This window comes from Nitrosomonas oligotropha (genome assembly GCF_900106555.1).
Taxonomy (GTDB): Bacteria; Pseudomonadota; Gammaproteobacteria; order Burkholderiales; family Nitrosomonadaceae; genus Nitrosomonas; species Nitrosomonas oligotropha_A.
This window is the reverse complement of record NZ_FNOE01000003.1, coordinates 19,596-36,530: the sequence shown is the minus strand read 5'-3', so window position 1 is coordinate 36,530 and position 16,935 is coordinate 19,596. Positions and strand designations below refer to the sequence as shown.

Below are 16,935 nucleotides of genomic sequence, written 5' to 3'. Positions count from 1 at the left end.
TCTCATTCAGGAGCAAGCATGCCAGACAATAAACGTAGCCAGATTATTACCCAAGGAGCACAACACGCACCCAGCCGCGCCATGTTGCGCGCGGTCGGTTTCAGTGATGGGGATTTTAACAAGCCGATTGTCGGCGTGGCTAACGGTTATTCGACGATTACGCCGTGCAATAAGGGTTTGAACGAACTGTCGCTAAAAGCCGAATCAGCGCTGAGGAAAGCTGGTGCGATGCCGCAGATGTTCGGCACCATTACGGTATCGGACGGTATTTCGATGGGTACCGAAGGCATGAAGTATTCGCTGGTGTCGCGTGAAGTAATCGCCGACTCGATCGAGACCTGTGTGCAGGGGGGGAGCATGGATGGCATCATTGCCATCGGCGGTTGCGATAAGAATATGCCGGGTGCGATGATTGCGATTGCGCGTATGAATGTGCCGGCGATTTTTGTCTACGGCGGCACGATCAAGCCGGGGCACTACAAGAATCAGGATCTGACGGTGGTCAGCGTATTTGAAGCAGTAGGGCAGCACAGTGCGCATAAAATCGACGCTGAAGAGTTATTGCAGATCGAACGGCACGCTTGTCCCGGCGCTGGTTCGTGCGGCGGTATGTTTACCGCCAACACCATGTCGTCCGCTTTTGAAGCGATGGGCATGAGCTTACCGTATTCTTCCACGATGTCTGCCGAAGACGGCGAAAAGATGACCAGCGCCGGGCAATCGGCGGAGGTGCTGGTGAATGCCATTAAACAGCAAATTCTGCCGCGCGATATCATCACGCGTAAATCCATAGAAAATGCGGTTGCCGTGATCATGGCGGTAGGCGGTTCGACCAATGCCATCCTGCATTTCCTGGCGATTGCGCATGCCGCCGAGGTTGAATGGCGCATAGACGATTTCGAACGGATGCGCGGCAAAGTACCAGTATTATGCGATTTGAAACCATCCGGGCGTTACGTCACGGCGGATTTGCACCAAGCGGGCGGTGTGCCGCAAGTGATGAAAATGCTACTGAATCATGGCTTGTTGCATGGGGATTGCATCACCATCAGCGGACAAACGATCGCCGAAGTGTTGAAGGATATTCCCAATACGCCACGCGCAGACCAAAATGTGATCCGGCAGTGGGAAAATCCAATGTACGCACAAGGACACTTGGCAATCTTGAAAGGCAATTTATCGACCGAAGGCTGCGTAGCGAAAATTTCCGGCATTAAAAATCCGAAAATTACCGGACCCGCACGCGTATTTGAATCGGAAGAAACCTGCATGGCAGCGATTCTGGAACGTAAGATTCAACCGGGTGATGTCGTGGTGATCCGCTACGAAGGCCCGAAAGGCGGTCCTGGCATGCGGGAAATGTTGTCGCCGACTGCCGCGTTGATCGGTGAAGGGCTGGGCGATTCCGTCGGTTTGATCACCGATGGACGTTTTTCCGGCGGTACTTACGGCATGGTGGTTGGTCACGTTGCGCCGGAAGCTTTTGTTGGCGGCACGATTGCATTAGTACAGGAAGGCGATTCGATCACCATTGACGCCGAGCAGCGGCTGCTGCAATTGAATGTGTCCGATGATGTGCTGGCAAAGCGCCGTGCAGCCTGGCAACCGCCGCAACCGCGTTATTCACGCGGGGTATTGGCCAAATATGCGAAACTGGTTTCCAGCGCCAGCGCGGGAGCGATAACGGATTAAACCGATAGCGCTGACATGAAGAACGATCTGATCCGGTTTCTTCATGCTCTGCTGGAACTAAATAATTTAACCTTAAGTCTTAGCAAGGCAGTATCATCGGAGTTTGCAGCAGCGCCGGTAATCACAAACTTACAGGAATTGCTGCAAGTCTGTAAAGTTCGGGTTAGAATATCAACCCTTTTATAATTTTAATAAGGAAGAGATATGAAAAAAGTTTTAATTGGAGCAGTTGCTGCATCTGCCATTTTATTAGCTGGTGTTGCTCAAGCTAATGCTGATTTGGCAAAAAACAGTGGATGTTTGAATTGCCACAATGTTGACGCTAAACTGGTCGGCCCAGGCTTAAAAGATGTTGCAGCTAAATATGCAGGTCAAGCGGATGCTTCTGCATACCTGGCAGATAAAATATTGAAAGGAAGTAGCGGTGTTTGGGGTCCAATCCCAATGCCACCAAATGCTAACGTTAGCCCAGAAAATGCTAAAGTATTAGCTGACTTTATTCTGTCACTGAAGTAAGTCGTTCTGAATTCAGGAAAGCCGACGCATAACAACGTCGGCTTTTTATTTGCCCGGATATTTTGCAAGAATGCTTTGTAGTGATGGAGGGAACAATGAAAACTCGTATCAAATGGAAAGGGAATGTCAGTTTTGAAGCTGAAGCTGGCAGCGGTCATTCGGTATTGATGGATGGTGCGCCGGAGGCTGGCGGACAAAACCTCGGACCGCGTCCGATGGAAATGCTGTTAATGGGGCTGGGCGGTTGTACCACGTTCGATGTGGTATTGATTCTGAAAAAAAGCCGTCAGGACATCACCGATTGTGTGGTTGAAATCGAAGCTGAACGCGCGCCGGTCGATCCGAAAGTATTCACCCATATCCATTTGCATTTCATTATCACCGGACACAATTTGAATCCGCAGACGATTGAACGTGCGATTGATTTATCTGCGGAAAAGTATTGCTCGGCTTCCATCATGCTGAAACAAACGGTAAAAATCACGCATGATTATGAAATTATTAATGCTTGATGATAATTTCCTGCATCGCATTGTTGAACCGGTAATAGCTGGAGTTGCGCAGGAGTTTTAAACGAGCAATTCAACGGGTGCCTGTTTTATGTTTTCTATACACACAGCGCTTCTGTTAACGACTTCACTTCCGCTTCCGAGTCCTTCAGCACAGCACTCAATGTTTCCTCGTCGGTTAATAAATCGATATTGGCAATGCTGTAACCCATTTGGTTTGAGGGCAGAATAAACGGGGATTTGACGGGAGCCAGCTGATCGGCGAACAGCAGCGTATCGCCGAGGGTGGAAGGAGGAAATGTCAAATATCCGCGCCATAAATAGACGATGCTGTCGATCACAGGCTCTGGAACCCATAAGGCTTTGAGAATGGCGGTGCCGATTTTAATTTCACACTCCAGTTCCGTCTCGTCTTCCAAATCTTCGTCACTGTTCCAGGAACTGGCGATGCTCTCATCGGTCAATCCAGGATAATGCTTTTCTCGCGCTAACAGATAGAACCAGCTGATTTCGTGAATGATTCCAGCGAACATTGCCGTATCCGGATCTTGTTTCGTAATCCGGCGGGCGATAACCTGCGCCAGCGCTGCTACATGGGCGGAATGCTGCCATAATTGCGTAACCATTTCGTTCCGCACTTGCGGCCCGGTAAGCTGCTGCACCACGACAGCTGTTGCTAGGTTGCGTACGGTACGCAGACCAATCAAGGTAACCGCCGAACGCACATCGGTAATTTTTTTCCCCGAACGGTTGAATACCACTGAATTGGCTATAGCCACGACTTTGGCCGACAGCAACGGTTCCAATTGAATGAACTTGATCACCATCTCAAGATTGCAATCGGGATCATTTAACGCTTTATTGATTTTGATTGCCGTATGAGTTGAGGTGGGAAAAATTAATCTTCCTTGTTCGACTTCAGCAGCCAACGCACTTAAAATTGCGCTTTTTTCCATACAAATCCCTTTTCACGAGTGAGCCAAGGCATGGGCTATCATCCATACTTCTCAGCTTACGCTAGGATCGTGAATAATGATCTGATAAAAAGCGCAATGAATTGAAGCTATTTCCAATTCTGTTGGCTTGTACTGCAAATAAGCAAGTAATGCGCAGCAAGTGTGTTCCGGTTTAAAGCAGGCCGGATTCGTGCGCCTGTTGATCGGCATGGTAGCTGGAGCGCACCATCGGGCCGCAGGCGGCATGGCTGAAACCCATTTCCAGCGCGGCTTGTTCAAAAATTTTGAAACCCTCAGGCGTAACGTAACGCATGACCGGCAGATGGCCGATGCTGGGTTGCAAATATTGACCGATAGTGAGCATTTCCACATCATGTTCACGCAGGTCACGTAGTACTTGCATGATTTCTTCGTCGGTTTCGCCTAACCCGAGCATTAAGCCGGACTTGGTGGGGATGTGCGGAAATTGTGCTTTGAAGTCCTTGAGCAGTTTCAGCGAGTTTGCATAATCAGCGCCGGGACGGCATTGTTTGTACAAGCGGGGTACGGTTTCGAGATTGTGGTTTAAAACATCCGGCGGGCAGGCGGCAAGTTTTTCCAGCGCCACTTCGAGGCGGCCGCGGAAATCCGGCACCAAGGTTTCGATTTTGGTATGTGGCGAATGCGTACGGATTTCACGGATGCAATCGGCAAAATGCTGTGCGCCGCCGTCGCGTAAGTCGTCACGATCCACGCTGGTGATGACCACATAGCGTAATTTCATGGCACCGATCGATTGCGCCAGATGCAACGGCTCATCCGCATCCGGCGGTTTGGGGCGGCCATGCGCGACATCGCAGAAGGGGCAGCGGCGGGTGCATAAATCACCCAGAATCATAAAAGTGGCGGTGCCTTTACCGAAGCATTCGCCGATATTCGGGCAGGATGCTTCTTCGCACACGGTATGCAGCTTATGTTCGCGCAGCAGCCGTTTGACTTCGTAATAATTTTCGCTGTTCGACGAGCGTACGCGAATCCACGAGGGTTTGCGCAGTAATTCGTCGCGCGATTGTGGTGCTATTTTGACGGGGTTGCGTGCTGTTTTATCAGCGCCTTTTTGGCGGGTATCAGTGGTCATGTTGTTCCGTTAATCGTTTTGTGAGAAGTTTTTCTTGTAATTGATCGGCCAGTTTAGTGCTTAAAATGTCCGTGCCATCGGGAATACCCAGGTTTTTGGTTTGCGTGACTTGTAATCCTTGATAACCGCAGGGATTGATGTACGAGAACGGCGTCAAGTCCATATCCACATTCAGCGCAATGCCGTGGTAGCAGAAGTTTTTTCTGATTTTGAGTCCCAACGAAGCGATTTTGGCATTTCCTACGTAAACGCCGGGAGCTTCAACTCGCCCGGCAGCGTTAATGCGATAGTCTTGGAGTAAGCCGATCACGGCGCTTTCCATCAATCTGACCAATTCACGTACGCCGAGTTTCAGGCGGCGGATATCCAGCAGCAGGTAAGCGATGATTTGCCCCGGCCCATGGTATGTGATTTGACCGCCGCGATCCGTTTTGACTACCGCAATTCCATGATCGTGGAGCAAATGCTCGGGTTTGCCTGCAATGCCTTGGGTAAAAACCGGCGGGTGCTGCAATAACCAGATTTCATCGCGCGTTTGTTCGTTCCGGCTGTCCGTAAAATCCTTCATGGCCTGCCAGGTGGCCTGGTAATCCGATAATCCCAGGGTTCTGACGATGAAATGCTGCGGTGTGCAAACAGGTGTGGAAAGATTTTGCATCGGGAATGATCACAATACCACAGCAACCAAGGGATGACTCGACAGTGCTTGGTACAGGGCATCCAATTGTGCTCGGGAAGTGGCGCGAATAGTGCACGTCAGGCTTAAATACGTGCCATTTTTACTGGCCCTGACCGCCATCGTCTCGGTATCGAAATCGGGAGCATGATATTTAACGATCGCCAGCGCAATCTGTGTGAAATCCTGTTGCGCTTTACCCATGATTTTGATGGGAAAATCGCAAGGATATTCGATCAGTGAAGGCTGTTCTGACATCGGAAAATTCAAGCCACCGGTTATGAATTCGAGCAACCGCAGGAATGGCCGCGCATATTGGTGGCTTTATAGTCCTGGTACAGCGCGTGCAAGCGGGCAAACAGCGGCCCCGGTTTTCCTTGTCCTACCGGTTGATTGTCCAGCGACGCGATCGGCATGATTTCTTTGGTCGATGATGTCAACAGAATCTCATCGGCCGTACGGACTTCTGCTTCCGTGATTTCACGGATTTCGTGCGGTATTTTATTCGCTGCTGCCAATTCAAGCACCACATCATAGGTAATGCCGGGCAGCATCAGATTACTTTTCGGCGGAGCCAGCAGTACGCCGTTCTTAACGACAAAAATATTACTGGCGGCACCTTCGGTGAGGAAGCCATCCCGGATCAGAATAGTTTCAAGCGCGTGCACATCCACCGCCAATTGCCGCAGCAGCACATTCGGTAGTAATGAAATCGCTTTGACATCGCAGCGTATCCAGCGGTTATCAATCGCGGTAATGGCCGAAGCACCGCTGGCCAGCAGTTCCGCGGGCGGTGGCAGCAGCGGGTTGCTCATGATGAAAACAGTAGGCGGCACATTGACCGGAAACGCATGATCCCGTTTGGCGACACCGCGCGTGATGTGCAGATAGAGATATTGATCCTCTGCGTCGCTTTTGGCGATGACTTGCTCTAGCAGATTCTTCCATTCGTCGTTACTGAACGGATTTTTCAAGCGGATGCCATCCAGGCTGTGCTGTAGCCGGTTGAGATGCTTGGGGAGGCGGAAGGGTTTGCGCGAATAAGCCGGGATGACTTCATAGATGCCATCGCCAAAGATAAAGCCGCGATCCAGCACCGGAATGCATGCTTCTTCAATGGGCATAAACTTACCGTTCAGATATATCATGCGAACCTTCTATGATGTGTTAAGACTGGATTAATTAAAGAGTAATTTTACACTATCCCAAGCACGGCCGATGAAGTTCGCGGTATCGACTTTCTCCAGAGCGACCAATGGATAGGTTTCAACGGTTTTGTCATCCAGCGTGAATTTTACCGTGCCGACTTCCTGTCCCAATTGCACCGGTGCGATCAGCGGTTGTTTGTATTCCATGGTGGCTTTGAGTTTATCGCCTTGACCTTTAGGAAGGGTGAAATAAACATCCCGGTCGAATCCGGCTTTCAACTCGTTTTGCGTGCCTTTCCATAAATGGATGGTGGTCAGTGAATCGTTCTTTTTATATAAATGCAGTGTGTCATAGAACTGGAAACCGTAATTGAGCAGACGCTGGCTTTCGATGCTGCGCGCATTGGCCGATTTCGCGCCGATCACCACCGATATAAGCCGCCGTTTGTCGCGGATTGCGGAAGTAATCAAGCAATAGCCGGCGGTTTTAGTCCATCCGGTTTTCATGCCGTCGACATGCGGATCGATCCATAACAACCGGTTTCTGTTGGGTTGTGTAATGTTGTTGTAGGTATATTCTTTTTGTGAATAGTGCGGATAGAATTCAGGAAAATCACGGATGATGGCCGTTGCCAGCAGTGTCAGATCATGCGCCGTGGTGTAGTGCTCCGGATCGGGCAAACCGGTCGAATTGGTAAAATGCGTGTTTTTCATACCCAATCGGCCTGCTTCTTTATTCATCAGATTGGCGAAGCTGGCTTCTGATCCTGCAACTATTTCCGCCAATGCGATACAAGCGTCGTTGCCGGATTGCACGATCATGCCGCGGATCAATTCTTCCACGGTAACCTGTTTGTTGGGTTGAATAAACATGCGCGAGCCGATCATACGCCAGGCGCTTTCTGATACCGGAACCGGTTGATCCAAGGCAATCTGCTTTTGTTTGATGGCGGAAAACACCACATACGCGGTCATGAGTTTTGTTAACGATGCGGGTTCGATGCGTTCATCCGCGTTCTGACCGGCCAATACCTGGCCGGTTTGGAAATCTGACAGTAAATAAGCTTTGGCTGCGATGGAAATATCTTGTGATTGGGCAGGTACTGACGAGACAGCGAGGCATACTAGCAATAGAACGAATAAATGCTTCATAAGAGTCTGGAGTCTGCAAAAAATAAACATTATAGCTTGCTGTCAGGGAATCTAAAACCTTCGATTTTTTGAGCGAAGAAACAACGACCTTGCTCAAGAGCTACTGGATGGTTTGTCGATGACACCCATGTGAAATCCCAATTTTCCTTGGCTGCGCTCCTTGAAATACTGTTTCAAAGGATCGTGGATGACGCGAAATGCCATCTCTTCCCAAGGAATTTCGTGCTCGGAAACCAGTTTGACTTCCAGGCTTTCAATGCCGGGCTTGAAATCGAGATCGAGCAATCGCGCGCGGAATAAGATATAAACCTGGCTGATATGCGGCAGGCTGTAAACAGCATACAAATCGCCGATTTCCACCCGTGCATTGGCTTCTTCCAGCGTTTCGCGTGCGGCGGCTTGTTCCAGCGTTTCATTATTTTCCATAAAACCGGCCGGTAGAGTCCACCAGCCCAAGCGCGGTTCAATGGCGCGGCGGCACAACAAAATTTTATCTTCCCATTCCGGAATGCACCCGACCACCATTTTGGGGTTCTGATAGTGAATGACCTTGCACGTCGTGCACACATAGCGCAGCAGGGAATCTCCTTCGGGTATGATCAACTCAACGGTGGCACTACAATGACTACAATATTTCATGGGTAAATCCTTCAGTGCATACGGTAGGATATGAACGCGTTTTACTGTTCGGTGACGGTAAATTTCCGGCTTGCCAATTGGTTTCCGGATTCATCGATTAATTCAACGCGCCATTCGCCCAGCCGCCGTTGATCCAGTTGCTTGCTGGCATGCGTGCGCCAATTGTTGTTGTGCACCTGCAGGTTTAACTTTGAATCCAGTTTGTCATTGTAATACCAGTCGATACGGATTTTCTTTCCCCGCATATTTTTTAAATGCAGGTAAAAATGAATCGGTTTGGATTCACCCGGTTGCAGCTGCACGGTGTCAATCGAATCGACCGGTTCACGTGCGTCTATCGCATGACTTAATTGTGCGCGGATAACTTCAGCATGATCGGATGTTTGCTGCGGTTTTACTTGTACAGCCGTTTTTGGCACCGCTTTTCCAGCGTTATCGGACAAGATCCGCTGCGGTTTTTTTGCGGGTATTGGAACTGGTTTGGGGGCAACAGGTTTTGTATTGGGTTCGGCTGGTTTTGCAGGAGGTTTCTGCACGCTGATCGATTCACCCGGTTGCGTTCCGGTCGTATTGCCGGTTGTGCCGGGTTCCGCCTCGGTTTTTTCCGGGGAAACGGCTTGTCCGGAAACTGCAGCAGCGGTATGGCCGGATACAATCGTCTCATCGGCGGTTGTCTCAGTGCCACTGCTGGAAAAGAGCAAATAACCAGTCAAAACGAGAATGGCTAGCAGCAATGCTGCTGCAATGGCGATTTTGTTCCAATCCAGTGTTTCTTCGTAAGTGACTTCCGGTTCGGGATAAATCTCTTCGATGGCTTGTGGCGGTTGCTGAATCTGAATACGGATTTTTAATTTATTGTTGCTCATGTCGCGTGTCGTTTCTTGAGACATTGGGATTTCGTAAAGGAATTTTTCGATGGAGTGTGCAGTATAAAGGATTTTTTGCCAATAACTGAAACCGTGTCTTGCTGCTATTCGCTATACTTCCGGTATGAAAGAGAGCATTCATGACATAAGCCATCGTGCGCAGGTGTTGCGAGCTGAGATCGAGCTGCATAATTACCGTTATTATGTGCTCGATAATCCTTCTATTCCTGATGCGGAATATGATCGATTGCTGCGCGAATTGCAGCACATCGAACAGGATTTTCCGCAACTGATTACCACCGATTCGCCGACGCAGCGGGTGGGCGCGGCACCGCTCAAAGCCTTCGCGCAAATCACACATGCTATTCCGATGTTGTCATTGAGTAATGCGTTTGACGATAGCGAAGTCGAGGCCTTCGACCGGCGTGTGGGTGCTGGCTTAGCCCTTGAAGCTGAGCCAGTTGCTTGGACAGTTCTCGACTCCGTGGAATATACCGCAGAACCCAAATTCGACGGGTTGGCGGTCAGTTTGCGTTATGAAAATGGTGATTTTAAAACCGGCGCAACGCGTGGCGATGGCTATGCTGGTGAGGATATTACGCTGAACCTGAGGACGATCCGGTCAATTCCCTTACGATTGCCGCTGGTTCATCCGCCTGCTTTGCTGGAAGTGCGCGGGGAAGTGTTGATGTTGAAAAAAGATTTTCAGCGATTGAATCAGCAGCAATTGGCCAAAGGCGAGAAGGAATTCGCCAATCCCCGCAATGCCGCCGCGGGTTCGCTGCGTCAACTTGATCCCGGCATCACGGCAACCCGGCACCTTACTTTTTTCGCGTATGGCATCGGGCAATGCGACGATGCAGATTTGCCGCAGGATACGCATTATCGGATGTTGCAATATCTCTCCGCTTTGCATTTTCCGGTATCTCAGGAATGCAGGGTAGTGTCGGGGTTAGCCGGATTGCTGGATTACTATCAAGCGATTGGCGCTAAACGTGATGCTTTACCGTACGCCATTGATGGCGTCGTGTATAAAGTCAATTCATTGGCATTCCAAGAAAAGCTTGGTTTTGTGTCACGCGCGCCGCGTTTCGCCATCGCGCACAAATTCCCGGCGCAGGAAGCCATCACGCAATTGCTCGATATCGATGTGCAAGTCGGTAGAACTGGCGCCTTAACACCGGTTGCGCGGCTGCACCCGGTATTTGTCGGTGGCGTCACCGTGACCAATGCAACCTTGCATAATGCCGGCGAGATCGAACGCAAGGATGTGCGTATCGGTGATACCGTCATTGTGCGCCGCGCCGGTGATGTGATTCCGGAAGTAGTGGCAGTAGTGGCGGAAAAGCGTCCGCCCGGTGCTTTGGTATTTACCATGCCGGAACATTGTCCGGTGTGCGGTGCGAAGGTGGTACGCTTGTCGGACGAAGCGATCGCGCGCTGCACCGGCGGTTTATTTTGTCCGGCGCAGCGCAAACAGGCAATTTTGCATTTCGCGTCGCGCCGCGCGCTGGATATTGAAGGATTAGGGGACAAACTGATCGATCAGATGGTGGATCATGCCATTATCCGCACACCGGCGGATCTGTATAAATTGGGATTGGCCGCACTGGCCAGTCTGGAACGCATGGCGGAGAAATCCGCTGGGAATATTTTGCGCGCGATTGAAAAAAGCAAGCACACCACGCTGGCCAGATTTATCTATGCGCTCGGGATCCGCAATGTCGGCGAGGCGACGGCGAAAGATCTGGCCGCGTATTTGGGCAGTCTGGACCAGTTGATAGCGGCGGACAGCGAACGTTTGCAGCAAATTCTTCGCTTGCAGCAAATTCCCGATATCGGTCCGGTGGTGGCGCAGAGTATTGTAGATTTTTTTGCCGAGGCGCATAACCGCGAAGTCATTGAACAACTGCGCGCCTGCGGCGTGCATTGGGATGAACACGAAGGTAAATCCGTGCAAAATGGTCAGACTGCGCCGCTAAGCGGAAAAACTTTCGTGTTGACGGGTACCTTGCCGGCGATGAGCCGCGAAGAAGCCAAGGAAAAAATCGAAGCGCTGGGCGGCAAAGTCAGCGGCAGCGTTTCCGAGAAAACCGATTATGTCGTCGCTGGCGCCGATCCGGGCAGTAAATACGACAAAGCGGTGAGCATCGGGGTTACCATTCTTGATCAAGCAGGATTAGAAGCGTTGCTGAAATAATCCGTCACTGCCGCCACGAGAATAAAATGACAACAAAGTTGTCATTTTATTCTTTGATCTACAGCGTGTTATCTTTGGTTAACGTGAATGTTCCGGCAGGAACGCCATTGACACTATACCCATAAGTTCCAGCCGGAAGTCCGTAGACTTCGAGGGGGATGATTTTTTCGTACGGCACAAGCGCCATTGTGCAGGCTATCCCTTCAGGGAATGGATTAGGCCCGGCATGAAGAATAATTTCAAAAGTATTGTCCTTGAGCACCTGATTGATTTGCTGAAAGTACCCGCAACCATTTGAAAATTGTCCGGTGATTTTGAGAAAAACCTGGACCGGTGACGAATCTACAATGATGGCTTCAACTTTTTCATCATAGGTTGCAGGACCGGGAATAATTTTAGTTTCGACAAACTGATTGAGTTTCCAGCTGTTTGTGGAGGCTTCAAACTGAAATTCCGCGTTCTGAAAGCTACCCGGTTGCGCATCGGTATCAACACGAGGGATGATTAATTTACCATCGCGAAAGATTGGGTAATCGGAGGCATGGGCATTGCGTTGTGAAAAAACAAGGCTTGCCAGTAAAACAGTAATTCCGACCGCCAGGTATTTTGTTGTGAAGATTTGCATTTTATTGATCATCGGGGTTAAGCATATTAAAAACAACGGCCGCCAATGCGCCACCGGCGAAGTCGGCAGAAATATGAATCCAGATATTGTTCCAATCCATTAAACCCATTAATGGCGCGGCAATCGCAACCGCTGGGTTAAACGCGCCACCGGAAATTCCGCCCACGGAAAATGCGCCCGCCATGACCACAAAGCCAATAGCTAATCCGTAAAAGGAATTGCCGCTGGTTCCTTTTGCCGTGGCGACATTAAGTACCACATACGCTAATGCAAACGTGAACAAAAATTCGGCAATCAGCGATTTGGTTACATCGATAGTTCCGGCGGCAGTGCCTGAGCCTACCAGGAATTGTGCAGTCAATGCGCCTGCGGCCGCACCTAGAATTTGTGCAGTGAGGTACACCGGTACGTCAGCCATGGTACATTTCCCGCGGATGAGCACGGCCAAAGTGACGGCCGGATTATAGTGCGCACCGGAAATATGTCCACCGGCGTACACCAAAACCATTAACACGGAACCAATGGCGAGAGGAGCGATGACACCGGCGCTGCCCGGTATTACCGTTAAGCCTATGGTGAGAACCAAAAAGAAAGTTCCAATACATTCAACGATAAATTTATTCATGGTGAGTTACTCCTTTAAATGAAGTACTTCCATTTAAGCATAAAAAAATTTTGTGTGTAAGAATTTTTACCTGCATGGGCTGAATTGGAAGTATTCGAAGCTTTCAGTACGGCGCTATAATATCTCATTAAAAAACGCGATATTATTCGAACCAGAGTCCTAAATCTTTCATGCAAACTTACCAGCAACTGGAACAAATTCTGAACACGGCGGAATTAATTCATTCCGAGCAAACCGTCACGCAAACGGTGCAGCGCATGGCAGCGGATATCACGCGTGTGTTGTCGCATCAACAGCCGCTGGTTTTGTGCATGCTGGGCGGAGCGGTGATATTTACTGGACAACTGCTACCGCAACTGCGGTTTCCGCTGGATTTCGATTATGCGCATCTGACACGCTACGACAAGAAAATGCAAGGTGGAGAAATTTACTGGCGGGTGGAGCCCAGGGAAAGTGTCAAGGATCGCGTCATTCTAGTGCTGGACGATATTCTCGATGAGGGCATTACACTGGCCGCTATCCGCGCCAAAGTGCTGGAGAACGGCGCGAAAGCGTTTTACAGTGCGGTGTTTGCCGAGAAAGAAACGGGCAGACCTAAACCGCTGAAAGCCGATTTTGTCGGATTGACGGTGCCGGACCGGTATGTGTTCGGTTTTGGCATGGATATCCGCGGCGCATGGCGGAATTTGCCGGCGATTTATGCAGTAAAAAACTGAAAGGGAAAACTATGCTTGCAATCATTGGCGGCAGCGGATTGACGCAATTATCGTGTCTTGAGATATCCCATCGGCAAATCATACGCACTCCGTATGGCGAGCCTTCCGGGCCGCTGACATTCGGTAAACTGCATGGCGAGGATATCGTTTTTCTGGCACGGCATGGCCACGGCCACACGATACCGCCGCATGCGATCAATTACCGGGCGAATTTATGGGCGCTGCATTCCCTGAAACCGGCGCATGTGATTTCGGTAGCGTCGGTGGGGGGTATCCGTGCCGACCTGACGCCAGGCAAGCTGGTGGTGCCCAATCAAATTATCGATTATACCTATGGACGCAATTTCACTTTTTTTGAAGGAAAGGATCAACCGGTGACACATATTGATTTTACGCAACCGTACAGCCAGCAAACACGCGCCTTACTGCTGCAAGCGGCCAGCAATGCTTATGAAGCCATCTTCGATGGTGGTGTTTATGCCGCAACGCAAGGGCCGCGGCTCGAAACCGCCGCGGAAATCAACCGGCTGGAACGCGACGGCGCGGATATCGTCGGCATGACCGGCATGCCGGAAACGGCGCTGGCCAGGGAGCTGGGCCTAAGTTACGCCACATTGGCCGTGGTCGCTAATCAAGCCGCCGGAAGGGGCGTCAATGTAAACGCCATACCGCTGAAGGAAATTCATACCGTGTTGGAACAAGCGATGGTGCGTGTCAGAAACATTCTCGAACATGTGGTGAACTGCCATGGCCATTAGATCCGTACTGAAAATGGGCGATCCGGTATTGCTGCAAGTCGCCAAACCCGTCGAACAATTCGATACTGCCAAGTTGCATGAATTGATACGGGATATGCAAGACACCATGGCTTACCTCAACGGTGCAGGCTTAGCCGCGCCGCAGATTGGCGTGAGTTCGCAGGTGGTGATTTTCGGTTTTGACCAAAATCCCCGCTACCCGCGCGCGGAAGAAGTGCCTTTCACGGTTCTGATCAATCCTCAACTGATACCGTTATCCGACGACAAGGAAGACGATTGGGAAGGCTGCCTCAGCGTACCCGGCATGCGTGGCATGGTGCCTCGCTACTCGCGCTTGCGCTATCACGGCGTGGATCAATACGGCACAGCAATTGACCGTAGCGTCAGTGGTTTTCACGCGCGCGTGGTGCAGCATGAATGCGATCATCTGCAAGGAATTCTCTACCCGATGCGCATCAAGGATTTCCGGCAGTTCGGGTTTACCGATGTGCTGTTTCCGGGGCAGGGTGTTGTGGATGATTAGAACTTTATTGCTTATTTTTATCGAGTAAATCCTGCCGGAGTAGAGATCCGTTGAAGAATGAGTGGCACTTCCTACGTAAATGGTGACTTACTACATAGTATGGGCAATGGTGCAATAGCACTTACCGCACATCATTGAATCCTGCCACATGAAAAGAATCAGCTTGCTTTTGTTCGCTTCACTAATCGTTTGCGCCACTTTTTTACGGAGAAAGCCAGACTGGACAGAGAAGTTAAGCAGTTTTGTGCGGTTGATGGCGGGATTAAGAGGTATGAAAAAATGACATTGTCAGCTGACAAATTTGAGAAGGATGGCTCTTATATGTTTCATCCAAGCAAATTGCAAAACCGGATCATAATTATTACTACGAATCATTTCAGCAATTTCTGGTTGAGGGAAATCTATGCCCTTGACGAGCACAAACTCATTAAAATTGTCTCTGTAAGTCTAGAGCCTATATTTCTATCAATGAATCAAGAGGAATAGTGAGTGAATCAATTTATCGATTATTTCAAGTAAGCCGGATTAGCTTCAATTGCTGATGCATAGAATCTGGAAATCAGTCGCCCGGCTACTGAATTATGAGGAAGGAATCGACCAGGCTGAGTAGCTTGATGTAATGGGGTAGTGCCACGCCGTGCTGAAATCGCGCCGGGTGATTCGGATGCCGGGCGGGGATTGGCGTCTTTTGTATTCATTCAGATGAATCAGACGGATAATTTTGGTGACGTCCGCTTCGCTGAAGTTCATGGCAATGATTTCCTGCGGTGAGCAGTTCTTTTCCACGTAAGCTTCCATGATGGCGTCCAGAATATCGTACGGCGGCAAGCTGTCTTGATCGGTTTGGTTGGCGCGAAGCTCGGCGGATGGTGCGCGCGTGATGATGCGCTCAGGGATCACGTGGCTAATGCGGTTGCGGTATTCGCACAATTGATACACCAGGGTTTTGCTGACGTCCTTCAAAACCGCGAAACCACCCGCCATATCGCCATACAGCGTGCAGTAACCGACCGCCATTTCGGATTTGTTGCCGGTGGTTAACACCAATGAGCCGGTTTGGTTGGATAGCGCCATCAGCAAGGTGCCGCGGATGCGTGCTTGCAGATTTTCCGGCATGGCTGTTGTTTCCGCAGCGTCAGGTGCAATCCCAAAATCACTTTCGACAGCTGATAAATAATGCTCGAACAAAGATTGAATGCTGCATTCGTAGTGCTCAACGCTCAGTAATTCAACCATTTCGTTGGCGTCTTCCCGGCTGATATTGGCAGTGTACTGCGATGGCATCATGACGGTTTTCACCTTGTCCGCGCCCAGTGCATCGACCGCGATCGCCAGCGTCAATGCCGAATCGACACCGCCGGAAAGCCCCAGAATCACACCGAGAAAGCCATTTTTGCGCACATAATCGCTCACGCCCATGCATAAGGCCTGATACACGCTGGCGGCCGTTACCGGTGAAACGGGCAAGTTGCTTTGCAGCGGTTGTTTATCGTGAATGTCGACGATTGCGATGGTTTCAACAAATTCATCCAGTTGATGCGTCAGTTCGCCTTGTCCGTTCATCGCGAACGAAGCGCCGTCAAAAACCAATTCATCCTGCCCGCCGACCAGATTGACATGAATCACCGGAATACCGGTTTGCTTGCTAAAGCGGTGTGTCGTTTGGCAGCGCGAAACTTGCTTGTTGATATAAAAAGCCGATGCATTGAGCACCAATAAGATATCGCAGGTGGAGCGATCCATCGTATCGATCAAATTACCGAGCCAGAAATCGGCGCAGATCACCAGGCCGAATTGAATGCCGGCCAGTTCAAATACACAAGGCTTGGCGCCGGTATCGAAATAGACTGTTTCGTTGAAAGGCTTTGTGCTGAGAATTCGCTTGTAATAAGTGTGCAGGATTTCGCCATCGCGAATCACTGAAGCGGCGTTGTACAGCTTGCCTTCCTGAATGTGTGGATGGCCTACGATTAGGGTGATGCCATTAATCGCCTTGACCAGACCAGCCAAGGCAGCGGTACATGATTGGCAAAAATTTTCGCGTAATAGACAATCGCCGGGAGGATAACCGGACAGCGCCAGTTCGGGTGTGATGATCAGTTCAGCGCCGGATTGCTTGGCGTGTTCCGCTGCGGCGAAAATTTTGGCGGCATTTCCGCTGATATCCCCAACCGTGCAGTTTATTTGTGCGATCGCAATGCGCATCGGTTGCGGGAT

General features: G+C 50.2%; 18 protein-coding genes. 7 read left to right on the top strand and 11 right to left on the bottom strand.

The features are described from left to right. Nucleotides 1–18: 18 nt before the first annotated feature. From ilvD to BLU57_RS02655, 3 genes are all read left to right on the top strand, one after another. Nucleotides 19–1,692 carry a dihydroxy-acid dehydratase gene (ilvD, locus tag BLU57_RS02665; protein WP_090315799.1) on the top strand — a complete coding sequence of 558 codons (1,674 nt, stop codon included), beginning with the start codon at nucleotides 19–21 and terminating at the stop codon, nucleotides 1,690–1,692. Between the two features lie 204 nt (nucleotides 1,693–1,896). Continuing rightward, on the top strand, nucleotides 1,897–2,208 hold the full coding sequence (locus tag BLU57_RS02660; RefSeq protein ID WP_090315797.1) for a c-type cytochrome: 312 nt from the start codon (nucleotides 1,897–1,899) through the stop codon (nucleotides 2,206–2,208). Nucleotides 2,209–2,303: 95 nt separating this feature from the next. Next, nucleotides 2,304–2,720 carry an OsmC family protein gene (locus BLU57_RS02655; protein ID WP_090315794.1) on the top strand — a complete coding sequence of 139 codons (417 nt, stop codon included), beginning with the start codon at nucleotides 2,304–2,306 and terminating at the stop codon, nucleotides 2,718–2,720. Between the two features lie 95 nt (nucleotides 2,721–2,815). On the opposite strand, the gene BLU57_RS02650 is transcribed toward BLU57_RS02655, so the two are convergent. The 8 genes from BLU57_RS02650 to BLU57_RS02615 all read right to left on the bottom strand — a co-directional run bounded on the left by BLU57_RS02650 (nucleotide 2,816) and on the right by BLU57_RS02615 (nucleotide 9,295). Next, nucleotides 2,816–3,673: an HDOD domain-containing protein gene (locus BLU57_RS02650; RefSeq protein WP_090315791.1), complete on the bottom strand. Its 858-nt coding sequence runs from the start codon at nucleotides 3,671–3,673 to the stop codon at nucleotides 2,816–2,818. 172 nt (nucleotides 3,674–3,845) lie between these two features. Next, nucleotides 3,846–4,790 (bottom strand): lipoyl synthase, encoded by a 945-nt coding sequence (gene lipA, locus BLU57_RS02645; protein ID WP_090315788.1) that lies wholly within the window; start codon nucleotides 4,788–4,790, stop codon nucleotides 3,846–3,848. Next, nucleotides 4,780–5,448 (bottom strand): lipoyl(octanoyl) transferase LipB, encoded by a 669-nt coding sequence (lipB, locus tag BLU57_RS02640; protein ID WP_090315787.1) that lies wholly within the window; start codon nucleotides 5,446–5,448, stop codon nucleotides 4,780–4,782. Before lipB ends, lipA begins: the two co-directional genes overlap by 11 nt. 9 nt (nucleotides 5,449–5,457) lie before the next feature. Next, a complete protein-coding gene (locus BLU57_RS02635; protein ID WP_090316241.1) occupies nucleotides 5,458–5,724 on the bottom strand; it encodes an HP0495 family protein in 267 nt (88 codons plus the stop codon). Between the two features lie 20 nt (nucleotides 5,725–5,744). Next, nucleotides 5,745–6,614, bottom strand: coding sequence for a D-amino acid aminotransferase (locus tag BLU57_RS02630; RefSeq protein WP_090315785.1), 870 nt, complete (start codon nucleotides 6,612–6,614; stop codon nucleotides 5,745–5,747). A gap of 30 nt (nucleotides 6,615–6,644) precedes the next feature. Beyond that, nucleotides 6,645–7,766: a D-alanyl-D-alanine carboxypeptidase family protein gene (locus tag BLU57_RS02625; RefSeq protein ID WP_090315782.1), complete on the bottom strand. Its 1,122-nt coding sequence runs from the start codon at nucleotides 7,764–7,766 to the stop codon at nucleotides 6,645–6,647. Between the two features lie 93 nt (nucleotides 7,767–7,859). Continuing rightward, complete coding sequence (locus BLU57_RS02620; RefSeq protein ID WP_090315779.1) at nucleotides 7,860–8,405, bottom strand: NUDIX hydrolase; 546 nt, start codon at nucleotides 8,403–8,405, stop codon at nucleotides 7,860–7,862. Nucleotides 8,406–8,446: 41 nt separating this feature from the next. After that, the gene (locus BLU57_RS02615; RefSeq protein ID WP_256206062.1) at nucleotides 8,447–9,295 is read right to left on the bottom strand and encodes a DUF2914 domain-containing protein; all 849 of its coding nucleotides are present in this window, start codon (nucleotides 9,293–9,295) and stop codon (nucleotides 8,447–8,449) included. Between the two features lie 100 nt (nucleotides 9,296–9,395). Between BLU57_RS02615 and ligA the strand changes: the two genes are divergently transcribed. Then, the gene (gene ligA / locus BLU57_RS02610) at nucleotides 9,396–11,471 is read left to right on the top strand and encodes an NAD-dependent DNA ligase LigA (protein WP_090315776.1); all 2,076 of its coding nucleotides are present in this window, start codon (nucleotides 9,396–9,398) and stop codon (nucleotides 11,469–11,471) included. 58 nt (nucleotides 11,472–11,529) lie between these two features. On the opposite strand, the gene BLU57_RS02605 is transcribed toward ligA, so the two are convergent. Continuing rightward, nucleotides 11,530–12,096: a hypothetical protein gene (locus BLU57_RS02605; RefSeq protein WP_143026930.1), complete on the bottom strand. Its 567-nt coding sequence runs from the start codon at nucleotides 12,094–12,096 to the stop codon at nucleotides 11,530–11,532. A gap of 1 nt (nucleotide 12,097) precedes the next feature. Next, nucleotides 12,098–12,721, bottom strand: a complete 624-nt coding sequence (locus BLU57_RS02600) for an MIP/aquaporin family protein (protein ID WP_090315771.1) — start codon at nucleotides 12,719–12,721, stop codon at nucleotides 12,098–12,100. A gap of 170 nt (nucleotides 12,722–12,891) precedes the next feature. Between BLU57_RS02600 and BLU57_RS02595 the strand changes: the two genes are divergently transcribed. The 3 genes from BLU57_RS02595 to def are packed head-to-tail and all read left to right on the top strand — an operon-like array spanning nucleotide 12,892 to nucleotide 14,718. Further along, the gene (locus BLU57_RS02595; protein ID WP_090315768.1) at nucleotides 12,892–13,437 is read left to right on the top strand and encodes a hypoxanthine-guanine phosphoribosyltransferase; all 546 of its coding nucleotides are present in this window, start codon (nucleotides 12,892–12,894) and stop codon (nucleotides 13,435–13,437) included. Between the two features lie 11 nt (nucleotides 13,438–13,448). Continuing rightward, a complete protein-coding gene (locus BLU57_RS02590) occupies nucleotides 13,449–14,195 on the top strand; it encodes an S-methyl-5'-thioinosine phosphorylase (RefSeq protein WP_090316233.1) in 747 nt (248 codons plus the stop codon). Continuing rightward, nucleotides 14,185–14,718: a peptide deformylase gene (def, locus tag BLU57_RS02585; RefSeq protein ID WP_090315764.1), complete on the top strand. Its 534-nt coding sequence runs from the start codon at nucleotides 14,185–14,187 to the stop codon at nucleotides 14,716–14,718. Before BLU57_RS02590 ends, def begins: the two co-directional genes overlap by 11 nt. A gap of 579 nt (nucleotides 14,719–15,297) precedes the next feature. Here the strand turns inward: def and BLU57_RS02575 are convergent. Further along, nucleotides 15,298–16,923, bottom strand: coding sequence for an NAD+ synthase (locus BLU57_RS02575; RefSeq protein ID WP_090315759.1), 1,626 nt, complete (start codon nucleotides 16,921–16,923; stop codon nucleotides 15,298–15,300). Nucleotides 16,924–16,935: the final 12 nt, after the last annotated feature.